Annotated in this window: 26 protein-coding genes and 1 tRNA gene; 15 read left to right on the forward strand and 12 right to left on the reverse strand. The window is 70.7% G+C overall.

Annotated elements, in window-relative coordinates; all coding sequences use genetic code 11:
* Window positions 1-837 (forward strand): carbon-nitrogen hydrolase family protein, encoded by an 837-nt coding sequence (locus HNO83_RS14300; RefSeq protein ID WP_175338305.1) that lies wholly within the window; start codon window positions 1-3, stop codon window positions 835-837.
* 1 nt (window position 838) lies between these two features.
* Here HNO83_RS14300 and HNO83_RS14305 read toward each other — a convergent pair whose 3' ends face one another.
* Complete coding sequence (locus HNO83_RS14305) at window positions 839-2,035, reverse strand: pyridoxal phosphate-dependent aminotransferase (RefSeq protein ID WP_175338200.1); 1,197 nt, start codon at window positions 2,033-2,035, stop codon at window positions 839-841.
* A gap of 145 nt (window positions 2,036-2,180) precedes the next feature.
* On the opposite strand from HNO83_RS14305, the gene HNO83_RS14310 reads away from it, so the two are divergent.
* The 4 genes from HNO83_RS14310 (at window position 2,181) to HNO83_RS14325 (ending at window position 6,732) form a co-directional block, all read left to right on the forward strand.
* On the forward strand, window positions 2,181-3,872 hold the full coding sequence (locus HNO83_RS14310) for a S1C family serine protease (protein WP_175338201.1): 1,692 nt from the start codon (window positions 2,181-2,183) through the stop codon (window positions 3,870-3,872).
* A gap of 118 nt (window positions 3,873-3,990) precedes the next feature.
* Window positions 3,991-5,034 carry a glycosyltransferase family 2 protein gene (locus tag HNO83_RS14315; protein WP_175338202.1) on the forward strand — a complete coding sequence of 348 codons (1,044 nt, stop codon included), beginning with the start codon at window positions 3,991-3,993 and terminating at the stop codon, window positions 5,032-5,034.
* 2 nt (window positions 5,035-5,036) lie between these two features.
* Window positions 5,037-5,855 (forward strand): CDP-alcohol phosphatidyltransferase family protein, encoded by an 819-nt coding sequence (locus tag HNO83_RS14320; RefSeq protein ID WP_175338203.1) that lies wholly within the window; start codon window positions 5,037-5,039, stop codon window positions 5,853-5,855.
* Window positions 5,848-6,732, forward strand: coding sequence for a glycosyltransferase family 2 protein (locus HNO83_RS14325; RefSeq protein WP_175338204.1), 885 nt, complete (start codon window positions 5,848-5,850; stop codon window positions 6,730-6,732). Before HNO83_RS14320 ends, HNO83_RS14325 begins: the two co-directional genes overlap by 8 nt.
* Before the next feature lie 62 nt (window positions 6,733-6,794).
* Here the strand turns inward: HNO83_RS14325 and HNO83_RS14330 are convergent, their stop codons facing one another.
* The 6 genes from HNO83_RS14330 to HNO83_RS14355 form a co-directional block, all read right to left on the reverse strand.
* Window positions 6,795-7,730 carry a hypothetical protein gene (locus HNO83_RS14330; protein ID WP_175338205.1) on the reverse strand — a complete coding sequence of 312 codons (936 nt, stop codon included), beginning with the start codon at window positions 7,728-7,730 and terminating at the stop codon, window positions 6,795-6,797.
* Between the two features lie 75 nt (window positions 7,731-7,805).
* Complete coding sequence (locus tag HNO83_RS14335; protein ID WP_175338206.1) at window positions 7,806-8,120, reverse strand: helix-turn-helix domain-containing protein; 315 nt, start codon at window positions 8,118-8,120, stop codon at window positions 7,806-7,808.
* Between the two features lie 146 nt (window positions 8,121-8,266).
* Window positions 8,267-8,584, reverse strand: a complete 318-nt coding sequence (locus HNO83_RS14340; RefSeq protein ID WP_175338174.1) for a hypothetical protein — start codon at window positions 8,582-8,584, stop codon at window positions 8,267-8,269.
* 136 nt (window positions 8,585-8,720) lie between these two features.
* The gene (locus tag HNO83_RS14345; RefSeq protein ID WP_175338207.1) at window positions 8,721-9,455 is read right to left on the reverse strand and encodes an ABC transporter ATP-binding protein; all 735 of its coding nucleotides are present in this window, start codon (window positions 9,453-9,455) and stop codon (window positions 8,721-8,723) included.
* On the reverse strand, window positions 9,456-10,319 hold the full coding sequence (locus HNO83_RS14350; protein ID WP_175338306.1) for an ABC transporter permease: 864 nt from the start codon (window positions 10,317-10,319) through the stop codon (window positions 9,456-9,458).
* Between the two features lie 71 nt (window positions 10,320-10,390).
* On the reverse strand, window positions 10,391-11,083 hold the full coding sequence (locus tag HNO83_RS14355) for a phosphocholine cytidylyltransferase family protein (protein WP_175338208.1): 693 nt from the start codon (window positions 11,081-11,083) through the stop codon (window positions 10,391-10,393).
* A 373-nt stretch (window positions 11,084-11,456) separates the two neighbouring features.
* On the opposite strand from HNO83_RS14355, the gene HNO83_RS14360 reads away from it, so the two are divergent.
* The 3 genes from HNO83_RS14360 to HNO83_RS14370 are packed head-to-tail and all read left to right on the forward strand — an operon-like array spanning window position 11,457 to window position 14,348.
* Window positions 11,457-12,482 (forward strand): ABC transporter ATP-binding protein, encoded by a 1,026-nt coding sequence (locus HNO83_RS14360; RefSeq protein WP_249776756.1) that lies wholly within the window; start codon window positions 11,457-11,459, stop codon window positions 12,480-12,482.
* A gap of 11 nt (window positions 12,483-12,493) precedes the next feature.
* Window positions 12,494-14,035, forward strand: coding sequence for a hypothetical protein (locus HNO83_RS14365; protein WP_175338209.1), 1,542 nt, complete (start codon window positions 12,494-12,496; stop codon window positions 14,033-14,035).
* Between the two features lie 25 nt (window positions 14,036-14,060).
* Window positions 14,061-14,348: a DUF3039 domain-containing protein gene (locus tag HNO83_RS14370; protein ID WP_175338210.1), complete on the forward strand. Its 288-nt coding sequence runs from the start codon at window positions 14,061-14,063 to the stop codon at window positions 14,346-14,348.
* Between the two features lie 3 nt (window positions 14,349-14,351).
* On the opposite strand, the gene HNO83_RS14375 is transcribed toward HNO83_RS14370, so the two are convergent.
* Complete coding sequence (locus HNO83_RS14375) at window positions 14,352-15,671, reverse strand: nicotinate phosphoribosyltransferase (RefSeq protein WP_175338211.1); 1,320 nt, start codon at window positions 15,669-15,671, stop codon at window positions 14,352-14,354.
* Window positions 15,672-15,734: 63 nt separating this feature from the next.
* Between HNO83_RS14375 and murI the strand changes: the two genes are divergently transcribed.
* The 4 genes from murI to HNO83_RS14395 all read left to right on the forward strand — a co-directional run bounded on the left by murI (window position 15,735) and on the right by HNO83_RS14395 (window position 18,909).
* On the forward strand, window positions 15,735-16,553 hold the full coding sequence (murI, locus tag HNO83_RS14380; protein ID WP_175338212.1) for a glutamate racemase: 819 nt from the start codon (window positions 15,735-15,737) through the stop codon (window positions 16,551-16,553).
* A 35-nt stretch (window positions 16,554-16,588) separates the two neighbouring features.
* The gene (gene rph, locus HNO83_RS14385; RefSeq protein ID WP_175338213.1) at window positions 16,589-17,347 is read left to right on the forward strand and encodes a ribonuclease PH; all 759 of its coding nucleotides are present in this window, start codon (window positions 16,589-16,591) and stop codon (window positions 17,345-17,347) included.
* Window positions 17,348-17,349: 2 nt separating this feature from the next.
* Window positions 17,350-17,937, forward strand: a complete 588-nt coding sequence (gene rdgB / locus HNO83_RS14390) for an RdgB/HAM1 family non-canonical purine NTP pyrophosphatase (RefSeq protein WP_175338214.1) — start codon at window positions 17,350-17,352, stop codon at window positions 17,935-17,937.
* Between the two features lie 69 nt (window positions 17,938-18,006).
* Entirely contained in the window at window positions 18,007-18,909 is a 903-nt protein-coding gene (locus HNO83_RS14395) for a cation diffusion facilitator family transporter (protein ID WP_175338215.1), read from the forward strand.
* Between the two features lie 72 nt (window positions 18,910-18,981).
* On the opposite strand, the gene HNO83_RS14400 is transcribed toward HNO83_RS14395, so the two are convergent.
* From HNO83_RS14400 to HNO83_RS14415, 4 genes are all read right to left on the reverse strand, one after another.
* Window positions 18,982-19,701, reverse strand: a complete 720-nt coding sequence (locus HNO83_RS14400) for a DedA family protein (protein WP_175338216.1) — start codon at window positions 19,699-19,701, stop codon at window positions 18,982-18,984.
* Between the two features lie 127 nt (window positions 19,702-19,828).
* Window positions 19,829-19,910: transfer RNA gene (locus HNO83_RS14405), tRNA-Leu, on the reverse strand.
* 17 nt (window positions 19,911-19,927) lie between these two features.
* Window positions 19,928-20,965: an LLM class flavin-dependent oxidoreductase gene (locus HNO83_RS14410; RefSeq protein ID WP_175338217.1), complete on the reverse strand. Its 1,038-nt coding sequence runs from the start codon at window positions 20,963-20,965 to the stop codon at window positions 19,928-19,930.
* A gap of 64 nt (window positions 20,966-21,029) precedes the next feature.
* On the reverse strand, window positions 21,030-22,295 hold the full coding sequence (locus HNO83_RS14415; protein WP_175338218.1) for an MFS transporter: 1,266 nt from the start codon (window positions 22,293-22,295) through the stop codon (window positions 21,030-21,032).
* 77 nt (window positions 22,296-22,372) lie between these two features.
* Between HNO83_RS14415 and prfB the strand changes: the two genes are divergently transcribed.
* From prfB to ftsX, 3 genes are all read left to right on the forward strand, one after another.
* A complete protein-coding gene (prfB, locus tag HNO83_RS14420) occupies window positions 22,373-23,491 on the forward strand; it encodes a peptide chain release factor 2 (RefSeq protein ID WP_175338219.1) in 1,119 nt (372 codons plus the stop codon).
* A gap of 107 nt (window positions 23,492-23,598) precedes the next feature.
* Complete coding sequence (gene ftsE, locus HNO83_RS14425; protein ID WP_175338220.1) at window positions 23,599-24,693, forward strand: cell division ATP-binding protein FtsE; 1,095 nt, start codon at window positions 23,599-23,601, stop codon at window positions 24,691-24,693.
* Entirely contained in the window at window positions 24,690-25,595 is a 906-nt protein-coding gene (gene ftsX, locus HNO83_RS14430) for a permease-like cell division protein FtsX (RefSeq protein ID WP_175338221.1), read from the forward strand. Before ftsE ends, ftsX begins: the two co-directional genes overlap by 4 nt.
* The last annotated feature ends 28 nt before the right edge of the window (window positions 25,596-25,623 follow it).

A 25,623-nucleotide genomic window follows, 5' to 3' on the forward strand; every position in this document is an offset into this window, starting at 1 on the left:
GTGGGCGACCGGCCGGCGGAGCTGACCGTCGAGGGGCGGAGCATCGGCGTCGCGGTCGTCCAGTTCGCGCCGGGGGAGGACCGCGTCCACAACCGGGATGTGGTGGCCGGGCTCATCGCGGTCGCCGCCTCGCGCGGTGCCCGGCTGGTCGTGCTGCCCGAGTACGCGTCGTACTTCACCGACCCGCTCGGGCCTTCGTTCGCCCGCAACGCGGAGCCGCTCGACGGCGAGTTCGTCGGCGGGCTCGCCGCCGCGGCGCGCGAGCACGGTGTCACGATCGTGGCGGGACTGATCGAGCGCACGGACGAAGCCCGCAAGTTCTCCAACACGCTCGTCGCGGTGGGGGAGTCGGGCGATGTGCTGGCGACCTACCGCAAGCAGCACCTGTACGACGCCTTCGGCTCCCGGGAGTCGGAGTGGGTGGTCCCCGGTCCCGTGGACGAGCCGCAGACCTTCGACGTGGACGGCGTCACCGTCGGTCTGCAGACCTGTTACGACCTGCGCTTCCCGGAGGTCACGCGCCGCCTGGCGGACGCGGGAGCCGACCTCGTCGCGGTGCCGGCGGAGTGGGTGCGCGGCCCGCTCAAGGAGTTCCACTGGACGACGCTGCTGGCCGCGCGGGCGATCGAGAACACCCTGTACGTCGCCGCGGCGGACCATCCGCCGTCGATCGGCGTCGGCGTGAGCGCGATCGTCGACCCGATGGGCGTCACGGTCGCCGGGCTCGGCGAGACGACCGGCGTCGCGGTGGCGGAGGTGTCGACCGCCCGGATCCGCGAGGTCCGGGAGCGGAACCCCGCACTGGCGCTGCGCCGCTACCGCGTCGTCCCGCGCTGACTCAGCGCGGAAGCGACGACAGCCTGCGGGCCGCCTCCTCCAGCACCTCGGTGCGCTTGCAGAACGCGAACCGGACGAGAGACGCGGTTCGCGCGGCGTACTCTCCGCGGCTGAACGCGCCGAGAGGCACGGCGACCACCCCGGCGAGCTCCGGCAGCGTCCGGCACAGCTCCACGGCGTCCGGGAACCCCAGCGGCGCCGCGTCGGCGACGACGAAGTAGGTGCCGTCGCTCGGGAAGACGCCGAAACCGGCCGAACGCAGGCCGTCGGAGAGGATGTCGCGCTTGTACGCGAGAGCGTCGGCGATGCCGTGGAAGTAGGCGCCGGGGAGCCGGAGCCCGGCGGCGATCGCCGGCTGGAACGGCGCCCCGTTCACATACGTGAGGAACTGCTTCACAGCGAGCACGGCGGTCACCAGCGGGGCCGGCGCGGTGAGCCAGCCGACCTTCCAGCCGGTCGTGTTGAAGGTCTTGCCGCCGGACGAGATGGCGACCGTGCGCTCCCGGGCTCCGGGCAGCGACTCGATCGGGATGTGCTCCGGCCCGAAGGTCAGGTGCTCGTACACCGAGTCGGTGACGATGACGGCGTCGTGCCGCTCGGCCAGCTCCACGACGACGGAGAGCGTCTCGCGGTCGAGCACGGCGCCGGTGGGATTGTGCGGAGTGTTCACGAGGATCACCCGCGTCCGGTCGGTCACCGTGTCGCGCAGCCGGTCGAGATCGGGGCGGAACGCGGGCGGCTCGAGCGGGACGGTGCGGTGCACGCCGCCGGCGAGGGCGATGACGGCGCCGTACTCGTCGTAGTACGGCTCGAACGTCACGACCTCGTCGCCGGGCTCCAGGAGTGCGAGCAGCGTGGCCGCAATGGCCTCCGTGGCGCCCGCGGTCACGAGCACCTCACGGTCGGGGTCGACCTCCAGCCCGTAGAACCGCTGCTGGTGCTCGGCGACGGCCAGGCGCAGGTCGGGGATGCCCGTTCCGGGCGGGTACTGGTTGTCGCCGCCGCGGATGGCCGCGACCGCGGCATCGAGCACCTCGGCGGGCCCGTCCTCGTCGGGGAAGCCCTGGCCGAGGTTGATCGCGCCCGTGCGTGCCGCCAGCGCGCTCATCTCGGCGAAGATGGTCGGCCGGACGGACCCGTCGGCGCCGAGCAGCCCCGCGCCCTCGGCGGCGCGTCGCCAGGCTCCGGAGATCGTCATGGATCCACCGTACGGCCTTACTCCCACCTCACCCATCGGTTACGTTGTGGAGAGTCATCGACTTGCAGAAGGTCGTCCACAGCATCGGGAAAGAGAACGCTCAGGTTGGCATCCCAAGCTGTTCGTGCTTGGAAGGAGCAACACCATGACCGACACCCCGAACACTCCGGAGCCCGCGAAGCCCCAGCATGACGCCGACACCGACGCGGTCGTGGATGCTGCCGGCACCGAGCAGGCCCCCTCCGCCGAGACGGCGGCCCCCCAGCACACCGAGAGCGCCGCTCAGGACACCGCGTCGCAGCCGACCGCGGTGCAGCCGACGGTCCCGCAGCCGACGGTCCCGCAGCAGCCGGTCGACCACCAGCCGACCGTGCCGCAGCCCGCGCCGGTGCAGCCGGGAGCGCAGCACACCCAGCCCACCCAGCCCGTGCACCCGCAGCCCTACGGCCAGCCGTACGGGCAGCAGCCGAACTACGGCGGCGGCTCCTTCGGCCAGCCGTCCGGATACGGCCAGCAGCCGTACGCGCCGAACGGGCACCAGCAGGCCTACGCCGCGGCCCCCGGCACCCCGGGCGCCCCCGGCGCCGCCCCGGCCCAGAAGCCCGCCAAGCGCGGCAACACCGGCCTCATCATCGCGACGCTCGCGATCGGCGCACTCGTCGGCGGCATCGCCGGCGCCGGCGCCGGGGTCGGCCTCTACGCCGCCACCAACGGCGGCAACGCCACCATCAAGACGGTGTCGGGCCCGCAGAACATCACGGTCAACGACTCCAACAACGCCACGACGGTCACCGCCGTCGCCGCGAAGGCCTCGCCGAGTGTCGTGACCATCTCGGTCAGCGCGTCCAGCTCGGGCGGCACCGGCTCCGGCATCGTCCTGACCAGCGACGGCTACGTGCTCACCAACACGCACGTCGTCACGCTCGACGGCCAGGCGTCGAACGTCAGCATCACGGTGACCGACAACGACGGCAAGATCTACACCGCGAAGCTCGTCGGCACCGACCCGACCACCGACCTCGCCGTGATCAAGCTCGACAAGGCCTCCGGGCTCACCCCGATGAGCTGGGGCGACTCCGGCAAGCTGAACGTCGGGAGCACGACGGTCGCCATCGGCGCCCCGCTCGGCCTCTCCGGCACGGTCACCGACGGCATCGTCTCCGCGCTCAACCGCAGCATCAGCATCGCGTCGTCCGCCGCGCCGAAGGGCGACTCCAACAGCGACGGCAACGGCAATGGGAACGACAACGGCCAGAACCCGTTCAACTTCGACTTCCCCGGACAGGGCGGACAGCAGCAGCAACAGCAGCAGTCCCAGGGCACGATCTCGCTGCCGGTCATCCAGACCGACGCGTCCATCAACCCCGGCAACTCGGGCGGCGCGCTGCTGAACGACAAGGGCCAGCTGATCGGCGTCAACGTCGCCATCGCGAGCGCCGGCGGCTCCAGCACCGACGGCTCCCAGTCGGGCAGCATCGGCGTCGGCTTCGCCATCCCGTCGAACCTCGCGAAGCGCATCTCCGACGAGATCATCAAGAACGGATCCGCCAGCCACGGCCTGCTCGGGGCTTCGGTCGCCGATGCGAGCAGCGACAGCAACGCGACGACGGTCGGCGCGCTGATCAAGAACGTCACGTCGGGCGGCGCCGCGGCGGACGCGGGCCTCAAGGCCGGTGACGTCGTGGTGAACTTCGCCGGCTCGCCGATCACCGACGCGACCGACCTGACCGCCCAGGTGCGGGCGCAGGCGGCCGGCGCGAAGGTGGACCTCACGTACATCCGCGGCGGTCAGACCAAGACCGCCTCGGTGACGCTGGGCTCGCTTCCCGCCCAGTGACCCGGAAGCGCTGAGAGGGCCGTCCCGCCGACGCGGGGCGGCCCTCCGCCGTTCCTCCCGGGCTCGTCGCAGGGGCGGCTGGTAGGCTCGACGCCGACCCGTACGACCGAAGGATCAGATGCCGGACCCCGCCGTGAACACCCTCCCCGGTGTCTCGTACGTGATGCCCGTGCTCAACGAGGTCACCCACGTCCGGGCAGCGGTCGACAGCCTGCTCGAACAGGACTACGCGGGCCCGTTCGAGGTGACGATCGCCCTCGGTCCCAGCATGGACGGCACCACCGAGCTGGTCGAAGAGCTGGCGGCGGTGGACGACCGCATCCGGGTCGTGGACAACGTCGTCGGCTCGACGCCCGCCGGGCTCAACCTGGCCATCCGCGAATCGCAGTACCCGATCGTGATCCGTGTCGACGCCCACAGCGTCCTGCCGCCCGAGTACGCCCGCATCGCGGTCGAGACCATGCTCGAGACCGGCGCCGACAACGTCGGCGGCCTGATGGACGCGCAGGGCACCACCGACTTCGAGCGCGCCGTCGCGCGGGCCTACGGCAGCCGGGTCGGCCTCGGCGGCACCAAGCTCCACGTCGGCGGCGAGGCCGGCCCGGCCGAGACCGTGTACCTCGGCGTCTTCCGCCGCGACCGCCTGCTCCAGGTCGGGCTGTTCGACGAGGAGATCAAGCGCGGGCAGGACTGGGAGCTCAACCGCCGCATCCGGACGGCGGGCGGCACCGTGTGGTTCACACCGCGGCTCAAGGTGACGTACCGCCCGCGGCCCAACCTGTACCGTCTGGCGCGGCAGTTCTTCTCCACCGGCATCTGGCGCGGCGAGCTCGCGCGCCGGTTCCCGGCGTCGAACGGCCTGCGCTACTTCGCACCGCCGGTCATGGTGATCGGCGTCACCGTCGGAACCCTGCTCGGCATCGCCGGGATCGTGCAGGCCGCCCTCGGTGCGACCCCGTGGCTGCTCTGGGGCTTCGCCGCGCCGCTGCTGTACCTCGTGATCGTGGTCGTCTCGGCCCTGGTCTGGGGCCGCCGCGACGGTTTTCGCCCGTTCCTGTGGTTTCTCGTAGTCTTGCCGTGCATCCACTTCAGCTGGGGGATCGGCTTCGTCCTCGGATACCTGTCGCTCACCCGCAACATCACAGCCCACACGGGAAGGTAGGCATGTCCGCACCCGGAGCAGCCGCACACGGCGCCCGTCCCACCTCCATCGCCGAGCTCCGGGCCGTCGCCCAGCCGCCGGAGGTGCGCGGACGCCGCAACGCCGAGCACTGGACCGCGTCTCTGTACCTGCGCAACCTCTCGCCGTACCTGACCTGGTTCCTGCTGAAGACCTCGATCTCGGCGAACGGCGTCACGGGCCTCATGATCCTGACGGGATGGGCGACCGCGGCATCGCTGCTGATCCCCGGCATCGCGGGCGCCGCGCTCGCGCTGGTGCTCGGCCAGCTGCAGATGCTCGTCGACTGCTGCGACGGCGAGGTGGCCCGCTGGCGCGGAACATCGTCGCCCGCGGGCATCTTCCTCGACAACGTCGGCCACTACACGACGGAGACCCTGATCGCCATCGTGCTCGGCATCCGCGCGGCCGGGTATCCGTTCCAGGCGCCGGAGGACTACCTCTGTACCAACCTCGGCACCCTGCTGGCGCTCGTGATCGTGCTCAACAAGGCGCTCAACGACATGGTGCGCGTCGCGCGGGCGAATGCGGGCCTGCCGAAGCTGGCGGACACGCAGTCGGAGTACGCGCCGACCCACGGCGTGGTGGCCACGCTGCGCCGCGCCGCCCGGTTCCTGCCGTTCCACCGGCTGTACCACTCGGTCGAGCTGACCATCCTGATCTTCGTGTTCTCGATCGTCGGGCTGTTCATCGGGTCCACCCTGGCCGACCGCATCCTGCTGTGCGCCCTCGTGCCGCTGTCGATCCTGGCGCTGATCGGCCACTTCGTGACCATCATGGCGTCGCGGCGGGTCCGTGGCTGAGCTGCCGGCCGTCGCGGTCGTGGTGCTCACGCAGGGCGCCAGGCCGGTGGAGCTGCGCCGCGGCGTGGACTCGGTGCTCGCGCAGCACGGCGTGACCACCGACATCGTCGTGGTCGGCAACGGCTGGGATCCGGCGACGTCCGACCCCGCGCTGCCCGACGGCGTGCGCACCCTCGCGCTGCCGGAGAACGTCGGCATCCCGGCCGGCCGCAACGCGGGCGTTCCGCTCGTGGCGGGGGAGTGGCTGTTCTTCCTCGACGACGACGCCGACATCCCGTCGCCCGCGTTCCTGGCCGACGCGGTCGCGAAGCTGCAGGCGGATCCGGGCATCGGGATGCTGCAGCCGCGCCTGCGGGTGCCGGGCGGCGCCCCGTCGCCGAGGCGCTGGATCCCGCGCATCCGCAAGGGCGACCCGGAACGCTCCAGCAACGTGTTCGCCGTGCTGGAGGCGGCGGTGGTGCTGCCCCGGGAGGTCTTCGAGCGCGCCGGCGGCTGGGCGGATCCGTTCTTCTACGCGCACGAGGGCATCGATCTGGCCTGGAAGGTCTGGGACCAGGGCCGGCGTGTCTGGTACGCGGGCGACCTGGTGGCGGAGCACCCGTCCGTCTCGCCGACCCGGCACTCGTACTACTACCGCCTGAACGCGCGGAACCGGGTCTGGCTCGCCCGCCGCAACCTGCCGGCCGTGCTCATCCCGCTCTACGTCGGGTCGTGGACCGGCATCCAGCTGCTCCGCTGGTTCCGCAAGCCCGCGGTGCTGCGCGCCTGGTTCGGCGGCTGGGCGGAGGGCTGGCGCGCCGACCCGGGCGAGCGCCGCCCGCTCCGCTGGCGCACCGTCCTCCGCATGACCGCTGCGGGACGCCCGCCGGTCATCTGAGCAGCTTTCGCCCGCTCGCCGAGTGGTGACACGATGTCACCACTCGCCCGACTTAACCGCGGTTACTCACCACTCGCGGCGCGGAGGTCGTCCTCGGCGGGCGGGAGCGCGAGGAGTTCGGGCGCGGGCTTGGTGCGTCGGGGCACGGCCGAACCCAGCGCCTTCCCGACGCGGGCGGCGCGCTCGCCCGTCGCCCGGCCGAGGCGCACCATGCCGCCGCCCGTCGCCGAGCCGAGCCGCCGGACCGCGCCGGGGCCCTCGACGGGAGCGAGTGCCTCCGGGATGACGAGCGGCGCGGGCCCGAAGGCCAGCCGGGCGTTCTGCACGACGCGGCGGCCGAGGATGTTGTTCCCGGCCCCGCCGATGACCGCGCCCACCCCGAACGGGATCGCCCGGGCCAGCATGCTCGCACCGCCGCGCACCGCGAAGTGCCGGATGAACGTGCTCTTCAGCTTGTCGACGAGCGGCCCGACCACCATCGCCGGGAGGCTGGAGGTCACGAGTTCGCCCCAGTACGCCGTGCGCGTCACACCACCGCCGCCGAACTGCCCGGCGAGCTGACGCACCAGGTCGGAGCCCTCGCGGCCCAGCATCATGGTGAGCACCAGCGCCCTCGCGCGCTCCGGGTCGTCGACCGCGATGCCGTGCAGCTCGCTCATCGACTGGGCGTAGAGCGCCGTCGCCTCCAGGAAGGCGGCGGTCTCCACGCCGGAGAGGGCCAGGGTCACACCCGTCCCGATGGCGGGGATGACGGCCGTCGCACCGACTGCGGCACCTCCGCTCGTCACAGCGGCGACGTAGCGCCGCTCCAGCACGCGAGCGAGCTCGTCGGCGGTGGCGTCGGGGTGCCGGCGCCGGATGCTGCGCAGGTGCGCGAGCACCACGGGACGCTGGATGGCGAGGACGCGGTCCAGCGTCGCATCGAGGGCGCGCGGGGTGTCCCCGCCCTGCGCAGGGCCTCCGGTGACGGAGATGATCGGTTGCTGCTTCTTGGCCATCCCCACAGAGTGTAGGCCGCTCCGCCGCGGTGTCGACGCCTGCCGGGCGGGCTCGCGGGGAGCCCCCAGGATGCGTCAGGCCTTGGAGCGGCGGGACCGGCGCTTGCGCTCGGCCAGGAACTCCTGCGCGCCGAGCACGCGGACGCCCTCGGGGAGGTGCTCCCGCGTGATGTCCTTCGTCAGGGAGGCGACGTCGGTGCCGAGCACTGCGGCGATCCGGACGATCGTGAGCAGGCTGGGATTGGCGTTGCCGCGCTCGATCTTGCCGTAGTTGGTGACGTGCATGGCGGCGAGGCTGGCGATCGCCTCCTGGCTGAGGCCCAGCAGGACGCGTGCCAGACGGATGCGCTCGCCGAGCAGCTTGGCCGCCGGTTCGACCGTGTTGTTCATGCTCCCAGTGAAATGCCGGCCGTCCCGGGACTCCAGAGCGGCTGAGCCACGCGGCACGGACCTCGCGCGTTGCCGACCGGAAATGCCAGCGTTGCAGGCATTGCGGGATCCTCGGGCCGCCGGGACCGGCGGCCCGAGGATCGCCCTCAGAGGCTGATCTGCCAGAGGTACTCGCGGCCGTCGGGCGGGAACCAGCGCACGACGAGGACCGTGTCGCGCTCGGGATGGCGGCCGGAGACGCTGGCGCGCACCGCCTCGCCCGGCTGCACCGAGCTCGGGCCGCTCACGCGCAGGCGGGAGCCGCCGGCGACGCTCACGGTGACGCCGCTGAGCGGCTCACGGCCGTCGTTGACGAGCCGGAGATGGGGTGCCGCGGAGCGGTCGACACGCCAGGGGACGGGGTACGCGAACCGGCGCGGACGCGGGGCGGGCGAGGGGCTTCGGAGAAAGCGGAGTCGATTCATGCGATGACGCTAACCAGCCCCTCCGACGCTCTCGGCCCGGAATCGGGCACATATGCCACTTCGGGGGATAACTCGCCGGATTCTTTTCTGTGGACACCTTTCGGCGCTGGGGAAGGGGCCGCGGCAGTGGCGTACGTCAGCTGCCGTAGTCGGCGTTGTAGAGCGACAGCACGTCGTCGATCGGCCCGTCGAGCACGAGCGACCCCTTGTCGAGGTAGAGCCCGCGCTGGCAGAACCGGCGCAGGTCCTTCTCGTTGTGCGAGACGAAGAACAGGGTCCGCCCGCCCGCCAGCAGCTCCTCGATGCGGCGATAGCACTTCTCCCGGAACCCGCGGTCGCCCACGGCGAGCACCTCGTCCACGAGCAGCACAGGCTCCTCCAGCTGGGCGATCACGGAGAACGCGATGCGCACCTTCATACCGCTGGAGAGGTGCTTGTAGGGGGTGTCCACGAAGTCGCCGATCTCGGCGAAGTCGATGATGTCGCCGAAGCGGCCGTCTATCTCCGACCGCGACATCCCGTGCAGCCCCGCCGTGAGGTAGACGTTGTCGCGCACGGTCAGGTCGTCGACGAATCCGCCGGTGATCTCGATCAGCGGCGCCACGCCCTCCGTGACCTTCACCGAGCCCTCGTCGGGCAGCATCACCCCGGCCACCAGCTTGAGCAGGGTCGACTTGCCCTGGCCGTTGCGGCCGACCACGCCGATCGCCTCGCCGGGCTGCACGTCGAAGCTGACGCCGCGGAGCGCCCAGAAGTCGTCGGGCCGCGTGCGCCGCTGCCGGGACGAGAACAGGTCCTTGAACGAACGCCGTGCGCCGCGGTTGCGGCGGAAGCGCACGCCGAGGTCGTCGACCGCGATGACCGGTGCCACTCAGATCTCCTTCAGCACGTCGCGCTCGAAGCGCTTGAACACGGCCCAGCCGATCCCGAGCAGCACGACGGACATCGCCGCGCTCACCCCGACGAGGAACCAGTCCAGCTCCTCCGGGAAGAACGCCGCCCGGTACAGGCTGAAGATGCCCGTCAGGGGGTTGAACGCCGACCAGAAGTGCAGCGAGAACAGCACATCGGTCTGCGCGCCGGGATGGGTCGCCAGGTAGGCCGCGCAGTGCTTCGCCGCGACTCCTCCTCCGCAGCCGCCGGGCAGATCGCGGGCGCTGTAGATGATGGGGGACGCGTAGAAGAGGAACCGCAGCGCCAGCTTCACCGCGCGCTCCAGGTCGCGGAAGAACACGACGAGCGGCGCCACGATGAGCCCGACGCCGACCGTCAGCACCGTCTGGATGAGGATCGCCAGGGGGAACAGCAGGATGTCGACGTTCACCCGCGCTCCGGTGAAGATCGCGAACGCGGCGAGCACCGGAAGCGAGAGCAGGAACTCGATGCCCTTGGACGCCACGATCCGGTTCACCCAGATGGTCCTCGGGATCATCGTCGAGCGGATCAGCTTCGCCTCGCGGATGTACGCGCGGGTGCTGTCCGACACCGCCCCGTTGAACCACATCCACGGCAGCAGGGCTGCGAGCAGGAAGACGATGTAGGGGTTCTCGCCGACCGACCGGTGGAAGATGACCGTGAAGACGAACCAGTAGATCAGGCTCATCACCAGCGGGTCGAGGATCGACCACAGGTAGCCGAGGGCGCTGGTGGAGTAGCGGACGCTCAGGTCGCGCTTGGTCAGCAGCCACAGGGAGTGCCGGTACCGCGTGAAGCGGGAACGCTGCGCAGGGCGCACCTCAGTGGGGATACTGGTCACGGCAACCCATCGTATTGATCGAAACTGCGTGAGTGCTCACGCGGCTTCGACTATACGAAAAGATTCGCGCGCTCCAGGTCCTCCTGGAAGTCGACCTCGACCGCGTACAGGTCGGAGATGTCGACCGGCTCGACCAGCATGCGGTCCTGCTCGATCGCGAGCTCGATGCCGCGCTCGAAGTAGTCCTGGTCGCCGACGCGCTGCAGCTGGCGCAGCAGGGCGGCCTTGTCCTTCGAGGAGACGTAGTTGATGCCGACGGCCTCGCCGAGCCCGTTCTTGACGGTCTTGGACAGCTCCTGGATGAAGCCCTCGGTGCCCGTCGTGTACTTGACCTCCTCGTCGGCGACCGACGAGGTGTTGACGGTGACGAAGGTCTGGTCGCGTGCCACGTTCGCGGCGCCGCGGACGAGAACGGCCGGGTCGAAGACGACGTCGCCGTTCATCCAGAGCACGCCGCCGGGGCCGGAGGCCTGCAGGGCGCGCATGAGGCTCTTGGAGGTGTTCGTCTGGTCGTACTGCTCGTTGTAGACGAACTGGGCGTCGGGGAACGCCTCGATGATGTGCTCGAGCTTGTAGCCGACGACGATCGTGACCTGGACGTCCTTGCCGAAGGCCGCGTGGATGTTGTCGAACTGCTGCTGCATGATCGTGCGGCCGTCGCTCAGCTCGGTCAGCGGCTTCGGGAGGCTCCGTCCGAGCCGGCTGCCCATGCCGGCCGCGAGAATCACTACCTGGGTCGTCACAATCAATCTCCTTGAGTCGACGCGAACCAGACCGGTGGCGGCGCCTCATCGGTCGCCGTCGGCCTGCGCCCGGGAGAGGTTCACCCAGGATTCATCCGCGCTTACGCGTTTCGACACCCCTTCATGCCTCCGCCAGAATACCGACGGCCCCCGTGTGGGGGCAGGGGTTGACGGATGTCGTTAGGGGGTCGTTATGTTCCTCACAGGGTTTTAAGAGGTGCGGAAAGCGACCTCTTCCTCACGCGCGGGGGCTACGCAGCGTGGTGTGAATTGGTACGTTAGCGGGGTGAGTTCCGAGCGCGCGCGTACCGAGCCCGAGACCGTCGAGGACGGGGCGCTGGTCGCGGCGGCGGTGCCGCAGAGGGGGGAGATCATGGCGGAGACGGCCGAGACGGCGGTCTCGGGGAGCGCCGAGGCCACGACAGCCGAGGAGACCGACGCGACGGAGGCCGGCGCGGCGACGTCCGCGCGCCCGGCGCAGAAGCGGACACCGGCGAAGACGGCGGCCGCGGCCGCCGCGCCGAGCACGCGCGCGCCGCGAGCGCGCACCACGACGCCCAAGCCGCGGACGCGCAAGACCGCGCAGGCCCGCACCGCCGAGGCGGCGCCCGCCGCGCCGGAACGCCCGGTCGACACCCGGCCGACCGTTCTGACGGTCGACGGCCTGCGCAAGCGCTACGGCGACACCGTCGCCGTCGACGGCGTGACCCTCGACGTCAAGGAGGGCTCGTTCTACGGCATCGTCGGCCCGAACGGCGCGGGCAAGACGACCACGCTGTCCATCGTGACCGGGCTGCTGCGCCCGGATGCCGGCCGCGTCGTCGTGCACGGCGTCGACGTGTGGGCGGAACCGGTGCGCGCCAAGCACATCGTCGGCGTGCTCCCGGACAAGCTGCGCCTGTTCGACCGGCTGACCGGCGCCCAGTTCCTGCGCTACGCGGGGACCCTGCGCGGTCTGAGCGCGAAGACCGTCCGGGCCAGGACCGACGACCTCGCTGCCGCCTTCGGCATCGAGGACGCGCTGGACCGGCTCGTCGCCGACTACTCCGCGGGCATGACCAAGAAGATCGCGCTGGCGGCCGCGATGATCCATTCGCCGCGCCTCCTCGTGCTCGACGAGCCGTTCGAGTCGGTCGACCCGGTCTCCGCCGCCAACATCATCGACATCCTGCAGCGCTACACGGCCGCGGGCGGAACGGTGGTGGTGTCCAGCCACGGCATGGACATGATCCAGCGCGTCTGCGACAGCGTCGCCATCATCGTGCGCGGTCAGGTGCTGGCCGCCGGCACGATCGACGAGGTGCGTGGCGAGCAGACGCTGGAGGAGCGCTTCGTCGACCTCGCGGGCGGTCGCAAGGCAGCGGAAGGCATGGAGTGGTTGCACAGTTTCTCGGACTGAAGCTCCGGATCATGGGCAACGCCTTCCGGCGGAGCCCGTGGCAGGTCTTCGGCCTGGTGATCGGGCTGCTCTACGGGGCGTTCATCACCGTGCTCGTCGTCGGTTCGCTGGTGACGGCGCGGCTGGTCACGGACCTGTCGGCGACGCACAGCGTGGTCGTCGTGATCGGCGCCGTCGTGGTTGCGGGGTTCGCGCTGCTCCCGCTCCTGTTCGGCGTGGACGACACGCTCGACCCGCGCGAGTTCGCGCTGTTCGGCATCCCGAACCGGACGCTGGCGACGGGCCTGCTGCTCGCCGGGCTGATCGGCATCCCCTCGCTCGTGCTCATCGTCTGCAGCGCCGCGACGGTGGTCACCTGGTCGCAGAACCCGGGCACCGTCGTGATCGCGCTGGTCGCCGCCGTCGCGGTTGTGCTCACGTGCGTGCTCGCCTCCCGGGTCACCACCGCGGTCGCGCACGCCATGCTGTCCACCCGCCGCTCGCGCGAGGCGGGAGGCGTGATCGGCATCCTGCTGCTCGTGCTCATCGCGCCGGTCCTGCTCCTGCTGGTCACCGTCGACTGGGCGCGCGACGGGCTCGGCGCCCTCGGCGGCGCCGCCGGCTGGCTGGCGTGGACGCCGCTGGGTGCGGCCTGGTCCGCTCCTGGCGCCGCGGCGCAGGGGGAGTGGGGCCCGGCGCTCCTACAGCTGCTGATCGCTCTCGCGACCCTCGGCCTGCTGTGGCTGGCCTGGGTCGGCCTCGTCGGCCGGGTCGTCGCGACGCCCGAGCGGGAGGCACGCTCGAAGGCCTACCACGGGCTCGGCTGGTTCGACCGGCTGCCCGGCGGCCCGACCGCCGCGATCGCCGCCCGCTCGATGACGTACTGGGGCCGGGACGCCCGCTACTGGGTGTCGATCGTGCTCGTGCCCGTCATCCCGATCTTCGTGATCGTCGTGCTGATCCTCGCCGGGCTGCCTGCGCACTACGTCGCGCTCGTGCCGCTGCCGCTGGTCTGCCTGTTCCTGGGGTGGAGCATCCACAACGACCTGGCGTTCGACAGCACCGCGATCTGGCTGCACCTGGTCTCCGGGACGCGCGGGATCGCCGACCGGGCGGGACGGATGTTCCCGCCGGTCGTGGTCGGCATCCCGGTGCTCGTCGTCGGCTCCATCGCGACCACGATCGCGTTCGGCGACTGGGCGGTCCTCCCGTCGGTCGCCGCGCTGAGCGGGGCTGTCCTCGTGATCGGGCTCGGCCTCTCCAGCATCTCGTCGGTGCTGTTCCCGTACCCGGCGACGAAGCCCGGCGACAGCGCCTTCACGCAGCCGCAGACCTCGGGCGCGTCGGCCGCGACGGTGCAGGCGCTCAGCTTCTTCGCCATCCTGATCCTCGCCTCCCCGGTGCTGGTCTTCCTGGTGCTCGGGCTCACGGTGAACGCGTTCTGGCTGGCGATCGCGCCGGTGGTCGCAGTGCTGATCGGCTTCGGGACGCTGTTCCTCGGCCTCTGGCTGGGGGGTCGCGTCTTCGACCGCCGCGGGCCGGAGCTGATGGCGTTCGCCAACCGGAACGACTGACGTCCCGCGCGTCTACACTTGAGGTATGAACGACGCGAGCATCACCGAGCCCGGCGGCCCGGACGGGCTGCCTTCCGGCGGTGGGACGACGACGCTCGACCGTGAGCTCGACGAGCTGCTGCAGAACCAGGAGCCGGGCGACCACGAGCGCTTCTCGCACTACGTGAAGAAGGAGCAGATCCTCGAGTCGGCGGTCACCGGCAAGCCGGTCAAGGCGCTGTGCGGCAAGATGTGGACGCCGAACCGCGACCCGCAGCGGTTCCCGGTCTGCCCCACCTGCCGCGAGATCTACGAGAAGCTGAAGGACGAGTAGGCCTCACTCGAAGATCGTCGGCAGCACCGGGTCGCCCCGGCCGAGCCGGAACGCCTCGTCGGGGAGCTCCCTCATGGCGAGCTCGCGGTGCTCCCGCGCCCGCCGCGTCCCGTCGGCGCCCAGGTGCTCGCGGTGGACCTCGCCGTCGGTGATGAGCGGCACCAGCAGGTCGCGCCCGGTGTCGTCGGGGGTGTCGCCCTTCTCGACGATGTGCACCACCTCGGCGACCGCGGTGCCCGTGGCGTCGAGACGGCGGATCGGATGCTTGCGGCCGCCGACGCTGGCCTTGTGCTCCGACTTCTTGGCCACCGGGATCCACTCGCCCGCGCCGTCGGCGCGGCGGTGCGCGACCAGCTTGTAGACCATGCCCGACGCGGGATAGCCCGAGCCGGTGACGACCGACGTTCCGACGCCGTAGGAGTCGACGGGGGAGGCGGCGAGGGCCGCGATCGTGAACTCGTCGAGGTCGTTCGTGACCGTGATGCGGGTCTTCGTCGCTCCGAGCGAGTCGAGCTGCTCGCGCACCTGCGTGACGAGTTTCGGGAGGTCGCCCGAGTCGAGCCGGACGGCGCCCAGCTCCGGACCGGCCACCTTCACGGCCGTCTCGATCGCCTTCTCGACATCGAACGTGTCCACCAGGAGCGTCGTGCCGGGGCCGAGCGCGTCGACCTGGGCGCGGAACGCGGCCTCCTCGGTGTCGTGCAGCAGCGTGAACGCATGGGCGGCGGTGCCCATGGTCGGCACGCCCCAAGTGCGTCCCGCCTCCAGGTTGGAGGTGGCGGAGAAGCCGGCGATGAACGCTGCGCGCGCCGCCGCGACCGCCGACCGCTCGCTCGCGCGGCGCGATCCCATTTCGGCCAGCGGGCGCCCGACCGCCGCCGACACCATGCGCGCGGCCGCCGATGCGACCGCCGAGTCGTAGTTGAACACGCTGAGCAGCAGGGTCTCCAGGACGACGCCCTCGGCGAAGGGCGCATCCACGATGAAGAACGGCGAGCCGGGGAAGAACAGCTCGCCCTCCCGGTAGCCGCGGATCGTGCCGGAGAAGCGGTAGTCGGCGAGCCAGTCGATCGTCTCCCCGCGCACCACGTCGTTGTCGCGCAGGAACTGCAGCTCCGTGTCTCCGAAGCGGAACTGCTCGATCAGCTCCAGCAGCCGGCCTGTGCCGGCGAGCACGCCGTAGCGCCGGCCGGCCGGAAGCCGCCGGGTGAACGCCTCGAACACGCACTCGCGGTCGTGCGTGCCCGCGAGCAGGGCCGCATCGATCATCGTGAGCTCGTAGCGATCGGTCAGGAGGGCGGAGGACGCGCTGGTCTCGGTCACGCCGTTCAGCCTACTCACGCGCGCACACCGCCGTCCCGGCCCGGGCGGGTAGGCTGGTCTGCTGTGACGGATGCGCCGATTGGGATCTTCGACTCGGGAGTCGGCGGGCTCACCGTCGCCCGCGCGATCCGCGATCAGCTGCCGAACGAGTCCCTGCTCTACGTCGGGGACACCGCGCACTCGCCGTACGGCCCGAAGGCGATCGCCGAGGTGCGCCAGTACTCGCTGGAGGTGCTCGACTTCCTGGTCGAGCAGGGCGTGAAGCTGCTCGTCATCGCGTGCAACACCGCGTCCTCCGCTGTGCTGCGGGATGCGCGCGAGCGCTACGACGTGCCCGTCATCGAAGTCATCCAGCCGGCCGTGCGCCGGGCGGTCGCGGCGACGCGCACCGGCCGCGTCGGCGTGATCGGCACGGTCGGCACCATCGCCTCGCGGGCCTACGAGGACGCCTTCGCCGCCGCGCCCACCCTCGACCTGTTCACGCAGGCCTGCCCCCGCTTCGTCGAGTTCGTGGAGGCCGGGATCACCAGCGGCGACGAGGTGCTGCGGGTCACCGCCGAGTACCTGCGACCGCTCCGCGAGGCCGAGGTGGACACGCTCGTGCTCGGCTGCACGCACTACCCGTTCCTCAAGGGCGCGATCTCGTACGTGATGGGGGAGGGCGTCTCGCTGGTCTCGAGCGACACCGAGACCGCGAAGGACGTCTACCGCACCCTCGTCGGCCAGGGGCTGGAGCGCCGCTCGCCGCTGCCGCCGACCATCCGCTACGAGGCCACCGGCACCGACGCCGACTACTTCCTGCGCCTGGCGCACCGGTTCATCGGCCCGGAGGTCTCCCGCGTCGACCTGGTGCAGACCGGCGTCATCGAGCTGCCCTTCTGAGCCACCCCGTCCATCCCCCCATCGAGGAGACCGAAGTGACCGACATCACCCGCGCCGACGGGCGCACCCCCGACCAGCTCCGCCCGGTGACGATCGAGCGCGGCTGGAGCCGCCAGGCGGAGGGGTCGGCCCTCATCTCGTTCGGCGACACCAAGGTGCTGTGCACGGCGTCGTTCACCAACGGGGTCCCGCGCTGGATGTCGGGCAAGGGCCGCGGCTGGGTGACCGCCGAGTACGCCATGCTGCCGCGGTCCACCAACGAGCGGATGGACCGCGAGGCGGTCAAGGGACGTGTCGGCGGCCGCACCCACGAGATCAGCCGGCTCGTCGGGCGCAGCCTGCGGGCCGTCGTCGACATGAAGGCCCTCGGCGAGAACACGATCGTGCTCGACTGCGACGTGCTGCAGGCCGACGGCGGCACCCGCACGGCCGCCATCACCGGTGCGTACGTCGCGCTCGCCGACGCGCTGGAGTGGGGTCGCGAGCACCGCTTCATCGGCCAGAAGGCGACGCCGCTGGTCGACTCCGTCTCCGCCGTCTCGGTCGGCATCATCGACGGGACGCCCATGCTCGACCTCGCCTACGTCGAGGATGTGCGCGCCGAGACCGACATGAACGTCGTCGTCACCGGGCGCGGCCTGTTCGTGGAGGTGCAGGGCACGGCGGAGGGCGCGCCGTTCGACCGCACCGAGCTGAACGCGCTGCTCGACCTGGCGCTGGGCGGCACGAGCGAGCTCGCCGGCATCCAGGCGGCCGCCCTCGCCCCCGCCGCTGCGACCTCCGCGGAGGGCTGAGCGTGGTCCGCGTCGTCCTCGCCACGCACAACCCGCACAAGGCGCGCGAGTTCCAGCAGCTGCTCGGCGCGGCCGTGCCCGGTCTCGAGATCGTCGCCTACGACGGCCCGGAGCCGGTGGAGGACGGCACCAGCTTCGAGGAGAACGCGCTGATCAAGGCGCGCGCCGCGGCCGGGCACACCGGCCTCCCGGCGCTCGCCGACGACTCCGGCATCTGCGTGGACGTGATGGGCGGCGCGCCCGGCATCTTCTCCGCCCGATGGGCGGGCGCGCACGGCGACGCGCAGGCGAACCTGAGCCTGCTGCTCGACCAGCTGGCCGACATCCCGGACACCGACCGCGGTGCGCACTTCACGGCGACGCTCGCGCTGGTCGTCCCCGACGGGGAGCCGACCGTGGTGCAGGGCGTCTGGCCGGGCCGGATCGCGCGCGAGGCGCGCGGGGAGAACGGCCACGGCTACGACCCGATCTTCGTGCCCGACGGCGGCGAGGCGACCGCGGCGGAGCTGACGGCGGAGCAGAAGAACGCCGACAGCCACCGCGCCCGCGCCCTCGCGGCCATCGTCCCGGCGCTGCGCGAGCTCGGCTGAGAACGGCACTCATTCCCAACTAGGCCGCAGCCCTGGCGGGAGCGACAAGTTCTCCCTACCGTAGAAGCGATGAGTCACGACCACGGCCACACCGCCAACCGCAACCGCCTGTCGATCGCCATCGCCATCGTGGCGACGGTGCTCGTGGTGGAGGTCGTCGGCGCCTGGCTGAGCGGGTCGCTGTCGCTGCTCGCCGACGCCGGGCACATGCTGAGCGACCTCGCCGGGCTGATCATCGCGCTCCTGGCGACCATCGTCGCGGCCCGCCCGGCGACGGACCGGCAGACGTTCGGGTTCCGCCGGGCCGAGGTGTTCGGGGCGCTCATCAACGGCCTCATCCTGGTCGTCGTCGCGGTGAGCGTCACCGTCGGGGCGATCGGCCGGCTGGTGGGCGGCGAGACGGAGGTGCACAGCGTCCCGATGCTGATCGTCGCCTCGATCGGCCTGGTGGCGAACTTCGGTGCGCTCCTGCTGTTGCGGCCGGCGGCCGGGCACTCGATCAACATGCGCGGCGCCTACCTCGAAGTGCTCGGCGACCTGATCGGGTCGGCGACCGTGATCGTCGCGGCCGTCGTCATCCTGACCACCGGATTCATGCCCGCCGACGCGATCGCGTCTCTGCTCATCGCGGTGCTGATCGTGCCGCGGGCGTTCACGCTGCTGCGGGATGTGGTGCGCGTGCTCAGCGAGGCGGCCCCGGCCGACACGGACGTCGCTCAGATCCGGGATCACATCCTCGGCACGGCCGGGGTGGTGGCGGTGCACGACGTCCACGTCTGGGCCATCACATCGGGCGCGCCGGTGTTCACGGCACATGTCGTGTGCGAGCCGGAGGTGTTCCGCTCGGGCCGCACGGGCGTCCTGCTGGACGAGCTCTCGGGCTGCCTGGCGAAGCACTTCGACGTGGAGCACTCCACGTTCCAGCTCGAACCCGCCGAGCACGCCGCCCACGAGGACGAGTTCCACCGCTGATTCGGCCGTCACTCGTCACGAATCGCCCCGACACGTGACGAACGGCCGCGATTCGTGACGAATCGCGGAGGGTCAGACCTCGGGGTGGGAGGGTGCGGGCGCGTCGACGACGGGCGGCGCGGTCACGTCGTCGGCGGCCGGCTTGCGCTTCGCCTTCCGCAGCGACTGGAAGTAGTGGAAGAGCGTCGGGATGAGCGTGATGAGCACCGCGCCGATCAGGATGACGTCGATGTAGCTCGAGACGAAGTCCGCGACCGGCGGGATGTACCCGATCAGGTAGCCGAAGAACGTCAGGCCCGCGCCCCAGAGCAGCGCGCCGATCGCGTTGTACAGCGAGTACTTCTTGTAGCTCATGTGGCCGACGCCTGCCGCGACCGGCGCGAACGTGCGCACGATGGGCACGAACCGCGCCACGATGATCGCGAGGGCGCCGAAGCGCTCGAAGAAGGCGTTCGTCCGACGCACGTTCTCCATCGAGAACAAGCCGGACTCCTTCCGCTCGAAGATCCGCGGACCGGCCTTATGGCCGATCAGGTAGCCGACCTCTCCGCCGAGGAACGCGGCGAACGCGATCGCCAGGCAGACCCACCAGATGTCGACGCCGAACACGAGAGACGTGTGGGTCAGCAGCCCGGAGATGATGAGCAGGGTGTCGCCCGGGAGCAGGAAGCCGACCAGCAGGCCGGTCTCGGAGAAGACGATCCCCGCGACCACGAGCAGCGCCCACGGACCCGCCGCCGAGATGATGGTGTGCGGGTCGAGCCACGGGATGAGGCCGGCGTGATGGATCACTGTTCTCCATGAGGGATCGGTGGGAAAGCTGAGCCCGAGTTTAGCGTCGGCCCATGGCCGGAAGCTGCACGAAGCGTGCGAATTCCCGGTCGCCCGAGAAAGATCATCCCCTGGTCTGACCCACCGGTGCGGGAGAAGGGACTCGAACCCTCACGCCGTGAAGCACAGGAACCTAAATCCTGCGTGTCTGCCAGTTTCACCACTCCCGCGACGCGTCAGCGCGCGGCTACGACATTAGCTCATGCACGCGCGGAGCGACCTCGGTGCCGTAGAGCTCGATCGAGCGCATGAGGTCCTCGTGCGGCAGCGTCCCGTTGCTCATCTTGATGTCGAAGCGGGAGGCGCCGAGCCCCTTCGCGGCGTACGCGATCTTCTGCGCGACGGTCTCCGGCGAGCCGACGACGAGCGCGCCGTCCGGCCCCGCCTCGTGCTCGAACCGGGCGCGGGATGCGGGCGGCCAGCCGCGCTCCCGGCCGATGCGGTTGGTCATCACCTCGTAGTGCGGCCAGAGGGTGTCCTTCGCCTCCTGGTCGGTCTCGGCGATGAAGCCGGGGGAGTGGACGCCGATCGGCAGCGTCGTGTCCTGGCCGAACTGCTCCAGCGCCTTGCGGTACAGCTCCGCCAGCGGCTGGAAGCGCATCGGGCCGCCGCCGATGATCGCGAGCACGAGCGGGAAGCCGTAGTGGGCGGCGCGGACGACCGACTCCGGGCTGCCGCCGACACCGACCCAGGTCTTCAGCAGGCCGTGCTCGACGTGCGGATAGACGGACTGCTCGGTGAGCGGAGCGCGGAGCTCGCCCGTCCAGGTGACGGGCTGCTGCTTGCGCACCTCGGCGAACAGCGCGAGTTTCTCCTCGAACAGCTCCTCGTACTTCGCCAGGTCGAGACCGAAGAGCGGGAACGACTCGATGAACGACCCGCGGCCGAGGATCACCTCGGCGCGGCCTCCCGAGACGCCGTCGAGCGTGGCGAACCGCTGGAAGACGCGCACCGGGTCGTCGGAGCTCAGCACGGTGACGGCCGAGCCGAGGTGGATGCGCTCGGTCCGGCCGGCGATCGCCGCCAGCACGACCTCGGGCGCGGACACGGCGAAGTCGGAGCGGTGGTGCTCGCCGATGCCGAAGAAGTCGAGGCCGACGCGGTCGGCCAGCACCCCCTCCGCGACCACGTTGCGCAGCACCTGCGCCTGGGGCAGCGCGGCCCCGTCGGAGTCCAGCGTCACGTCGCCGAACGTGTCGATCCCGAGTTCGAGTGTCCCGGCCATGTCATCCCCTCGATTCATGCGTCTGCATGGATGCTAGCGCGACGCGTTTCGAGGGTATTCCCGATCAAGCCGGGCGCGCCCTCCGCGGGACGTAGCGCGGGATGTAGCGCGCCAGCATCGCGGCGCCCGCCAGCCCGAGCACGCCCATCACCCCGCTGGCGAACGAGATGGAGACGAGCGCGGTCAGGAGCGAGACGAACAGGGGAGCCGCCGCCTGCCCGGCGTCGGCCGAGAACCGCCACGCGCCGAGGAAGGGGGCAGGATGGTCCTTCGGAGCGAGGTCGGCCCCGAGCGTCATCACGATGCCCGATCCGATGCCGTTCGCGACCGACAGGAACAGCGAGACGCCGATGTACCAGGTGACGTTCGACGGCAGGTCGTGGGAGAAGGCGAGGACGATGAACCCCGCGCCGAGTCCGAGCATCGACGGGATCGCGCTCCACATGCGGCCGAACCGGTCCATGATCTGCCCGCTGGCGTAGAACAGGGCGAAGTCGACCGCCCCCGCGATGCCGATGATCAGCGCCGTGTTCGACTCGCTCAGCCCGATGGACACGGCCCAGAGCGGCAGCAGCACCGTGCGCGCCGAGCGGATCGCGGCGACCAGGGAGACCCCCGCGCCCATCCGCAGCAGCACCTCGCGGAACGACCAGATCGTGCGGAACAGCCCGTGCGTGCGCTCCTCGGCGTCCTCCTCGCCCTCGGTGACGCGCTCGCCGCGTTCGTCGGCGACGCGGGCGGACGGTCCGAACATCTTCTCCGGGTCGGGCAGGGCGATCAGCACGACCACCGAGCCGAGGCAGCTGACGATGAAGATCCAGAACACCGACTGCGTCGATCCCGTCGCGCTGATGACGAGGGAGGCGATCAGCGGCCCGACGAACCATCCCGCGCGGAAGATGCCGCCCAACGTCGACAGCGCCCGCGCCCGGTACTGGACGGGAACGTACGAGGTCATGAAGGCGTGCCGGGCGAGCGCGAACACCGCGGTCGCGATCCCGACGAGGAAGATGCCGGCCATCAGCACCCAGTAGTTCGGCGCGACCAGGCAGACCGCGACGCCGGCGATGGCGACGGCGGCCGCGCCGATCATCGAGGTGCGCTCGCCCAGGCGGGAGACCACCCAGCCGCTCGGGATGTCGCCGGCCAGCTCGCCGAGCATCACCATGGAGGCGATGAAGCCGGCCATCGCCAGTCCTGCACCGAGGTTGCCGGCGGCGACGGGGATGATCGGGATGATCGCGCCCTCCCCGATCGAGAAGAGCAGCGTCGGGAGGAAGGCGGCGAGGGCGACGGAGCGGAAGCTGAACGGGCGCTCGTCGGAAGTCATGTCGTTAACACCGTACAACTTTCGGCGGGGGTCTCCCGCCCGGCGGTGAGGCTCGGGCCGGTAGGCTGGATGCCGACATGATCGAACTCGACCTCTCCTCCCAGATCGCGGACCTGCGCTCCACCTTCTCCGACATCACCGCGGTCGTCGACGTGCCGAAGCTGCGCGCCGAGATCGCCGAGCTCAGCGAGCAGGCCGGGGCGCCCGACCTCTGGGACGACACCGCCAACGCGCAGAAGGTGACCAGCGCGCTCAGTCACCGTCAGGCCGAGCTGTCGCGCATCACCGCCATCGAGCAGCGGCTCGACGACCTCGAGGTGCTGGTCGAGCTGGCCAACGAGGCGGAGGACGAGGAGTCCGCCGCGGAGGCGCGCGCCGAACTGCAGTCGCTGCAGACCGCACTGGGCGACCTCGAGGTGCAGACCCTGCTGAGCGGGGAGTACGACGATCGCTCGGCGATCGTGACCATCCGGTCCGGTGCGGGCGGCGACGACGCCACCGACTTCGCCGAGATGCTCATGCGCATGTACCTCCGCTGGGCGGAGCAGCACAAGTACCCGGTCAAAGTGATGGACACGTCCTACGCGGAGGGCGCGGGCATCAAGTCGGCCACCTTCGAGGTGGACGCGCCGTACGCCTTCGGCACCCTGTCGGTCGAGGCCGGCACGCACCGGCTGGCGCGCATCAGTCCGTTCGGTTCGGCCGACAAGCGGCAGACGTCGTTCGCCGCGGTCGAGGTCATCCCGCTCATGGAGGAGGCGACCGAGGTCGAGGTCCCCGAGGGCGACATCCGCGTCGACGTGTTCCGGTCCTCGGGGCCCGGCGGTCAGTCGGTCAACACGACCGACTCCGCGGTGCGCATCACCCACCTCCCGACCGGCCTCGTCGTCTCGATGCAGAACGAGAAGTCGCAGATCCAGAACCGTGCAGCGGCCATGCGCGTCCTCCAGACCCGGCTGCTCCTGCTGCAGCGCGAGGAGGAGGCGGCCAAGAAGAAGGAGCTCGCCGGCACCATCACCGCGAGCTGGGGCGACCAGATGCGCTCCTACTTCCTCTACGGCCAGCAGCTGGTGAAGGACCTCCGCACGGGCTACGAGTCGGGCAACCCGAGTGCCGTCTTCGACGGCGACCTCGACGGCTTCATCGCGGCGGGCATCCGCTGGCGTGCGGGCAACAAGGCCGACGCCGACTCCTGATCGCGCAAAGGCGACGTGCGGCGGCCGTCCGGCTCGCTGTCAGGCTTGCGGCCGCCGGGCATGTCGCTACTGCGGATCGCCGCGCGACTGCATAGTCTCGAACAGTCATGATCCGGTTCGAACACGTATCCAAGCAGTACCCGGGCACAGCGCGCCCGGCGCTGAACGGCATCAACCTCGAAGTGCTGCGCGGAGAGTTCGTCTTCCTCGTCGGCGCGTCGGGGTCGGGCAAGTCCAGCTGCCTCCGCCTCATCCTCAAAGAGGAGAAGCCGACCAAGGGCAGGATCCACGTGCTGGGGCAGGACCTCGGCACGATCTCCTCCCGCAAGGTCCCCTACTTCCGCCGCAACATCGGCGTCGTCTTCCAGGACTTCCGCCTGCTCCCGAACAAGACGGTCTTCCAGAACGTCGCGTTCACGCTGCAGGTGATCGGCAAGTCGCGCGGCTTCATCCAGGAGGCCGTCCCGGACGTGCTGAAGATGGTCGGACTCGACGGCAAGGCCCAGCGCCTGCCGCACGAGCTCTCCGGCGGTGAGCAGCAGCGTGTCGCGATCGCCCGTGCGGTGGTCAACAAGCCGCAGGTGCTGCTGGCCGACGAGCCGACCGGAAACCTGGACCCTGCGACGAGCGCCGGCATCATGGCCGTGCTCGAGCGCATCAACGCCGGAGGCACCACGGTGCTCATGGCAACGCACGAGGCGGCGATCGTCGACCAGATGAAGCGCCGCGTGATCGAACTCGTCGGCGGCCAGATCGTGCGCGACGAGCGGCACGGCGGGTACGGCTTCACCGCCGCCATCCCGGTCGCCCAGCCGCTGGAGCGCGACGAGCCCGTCACCGCGGGGACCCCGGTGTTCGCCGGGGCCGCGGCCGGATCGCACATCGCGGGCGCCGCGGCCCACGCCGAGCCGATGACCCGTCCGAACGCTCCGACCTCGACGCCGACGGCGCCCGTGTCGGTGCCGCAGCACACCGCGCCGGTGCAGCGGGTGCAGCAGCAGCCGGCCCCGCAGCAGCCGGCCCAGCCGCAGCAGCCGTCGGCCTACCCGCCGCCGCAGCAGTTCGCGACCGCGCCCGTCCCTCCGGCGCCCTCCTCGGAGGAGCTGCCCGACCACCTCAACTTCACGGCGAACCTCGACCTCAGCGGTCTGCGCGAGGGCTCCGACCGTGAGGGCGACCAGAATGTGGGGCCGACGAAATGAGATTAGGACTCATCTGGTCGGAGGTCGGCAACGGCCTCCGCCGCAACCTCTCCATGGTCGTCTCGGTCGTGCTGGTGACCTTCATCTCCCTGACCTTCGTGGGCACCGCCGTGCTGCTGCAGCTGCAGATCGGCCAGATGAAGACGTACTGGTACGACCGTGCCCAGGTCGCCGTGTACCTCTGCACGCCGACCGACAACTGCGCGAGCGGCCCGGCGAGCGACCAGACCGTCGAGGCGGTCAAGAAGCAGCTGGAGTCGCCCGAGCTCTCGCCCTACATCCAGAAGTTCTACTTCCAGGACCAGAAGCAGGGCTACGAGCAGTTCAAGGAGCAGTTCAAGGGCAACCAGATCGCCGACTTCGTCACGCCGGACATGATCCCGCAGACGTTCTGGGTGAATCTGAAGGACCCGAACCAGTCCGCGGTGCTCACCGAGACCCTGTCCGGGTCGGCCGGTGTGCAGAGCGTCGTGGACCAGCGCAGCTACCTGGATCAGATCTTCAGCATCCTGAACGCGGCCAGCTACACGGCCATCGGCGTCGCCGCGCTGATGCTGATCGCGGCCGTGCTGCTGATCGCGACCACGATCCGGCTCTCCGCGTTCTCGCGCCGGAGGGAGATCGGGATCATGCGGCTGGTCGGCGCGTCGAACCGCTTCATCCAGACCCCGTTCATCATCGAGGGCGTGATCGCGGCGCTCGTCGGCTCGATCCTCGCTTCGGTGGTGATCGGACTCGGCGTGCAGTTCTTCGTCCGCGGGTACCTGAGCGAGCGCATCCAGTCGATCAACTTCGTCGGGATGGAGCAGGCCTGGCTGGTCATCCCCATCCTGGTCGTGATCGGCGTGGTGCTCGCCGCGGCCTCCGCGAACTTCGCGATCAAGCGCTACCTGAAGGTCTAGGGGCCTCCCTGCGCTAGACTGGTCCGCT

Source organism: Leifsonia sp. C5G2, from assembly GCF_013359685.1.
Classification (GTDB): Bacteria; Actinomycetota; Actinomycetes; order Actinomycetales; family Microbacteriaceae; genus Leifsonia.

Bases quoted from the DNA above. Each gene is read 5' to 3' on its own strand.
- HNO83_RS14310 (WP_175338201.1), top strand. From the start codon at position 2,181: ATGACCGACACCCCGAACACTCCGGAGCCCGCGAAGCCCCAGCATGAC.
- HNO83_RS14410 (WP_175338217.1), bottom strand. From the start codon at position 20,965: ATGGCCGGGACACTCGAACTCGGGATCGACACGTTCGGCGACGTGACG.
- HNO83_RS14340 (WP_175338174.1), bottom strand. From the start codon at position 8,584: ATGAATCGACTCCGCTTTCTCCGAAGCCCCTCGCCCGCCCCGCGTCCG.
- HNO83_RS14320 (WP_175338203.1), top strand. From the start codon at position 5,037: ATGTCCGCACCCGGAGCAGCCGCACACGGCGCCCGTCCCACCTCCATC.
- HNO83_RS14370 (WP_175338210.1), top strand. From the start codon at position 14,061: ATGAACGACGCGAGCATCACCGAGCCCGGCGGCCCGGACGGGCTGCCT.
- HNO83_RS14360 (WP_249776756.1), top strand. From the start codon at position 11,457: ATGGCGGAGACGGCCGAGACGGCGGTCTCGGGGAGCGCCGAGGCCACG.
- HNO83_RS14395 (WP_175338215.1), top strand. From the start codon at position 18,007: ATGAGTCACGACCACGGCCACACCGCCAACCGCAACCGCCTGTCGATC.
- prfB (WP_175338219.1), top strand. From the start codon at position 22,373: ATGATCGAACTCGACCTCTCCTCCCAGATCGCGGACCTGCGCTCCACC.
- HNO83_RS14415 (WP_175338218.1), bottom strand. From the start codon at position 22,295: ATGACTTCCGACGAGCGCCCGTTCAGCTTCCGCTCCGTCGCCCTCGCC.
- HNO83_RS14365 (WP_175338209.1), top strand. From the start codon at position 12,494: ATGGGCAACGCCTTCCGGCGGAGCCCGTGGCAGGTCTTCGGCCTGGTG.
- ftsE (WP_175338220.1), top strand. From the start codon at position 23,599: ATGATCCGGTTCGAACACGTATCCAAGCAGTACCCGGGCACAGCGCGC.
- HNO83_RS14315 (WP_175338202.1), top strand. From the start codon at position 3,991: ATGCCGGACCCCGCCGTGAACACCCTCCCCGGTGTCTCGTACGTGATG.
- HNO83_RS14335 (WP_175338206.1), bottom strand. From the start codon at position 8,120: ATGAACAACACGGTCGAACCGGCGGCCAAGCTGCTCGGCGAGCGCATC.
- HNO83_RS14305 (WP_175338200.1), bottom strand. From the start codon at position 2,035: ATGACGATCTCCGGAGCCTGGCGACGCGCCGCCGAGGGCGCGGGGCTG.
- ftsX (WP_175338221.1), top strand. From the start codon at position 24,690: ATGAGATTAGGACTCATCTGGTCGGAGGTCGGCAACGGCCTCCGCCGC.
- HNO83_RS14330 (WP_175338205.1), bottom strand. From the start codon at position 7,730: ATGGCCAAGAAGCAGCAACCGATCATCTCCGTCACCGGAGGCCCTGCG.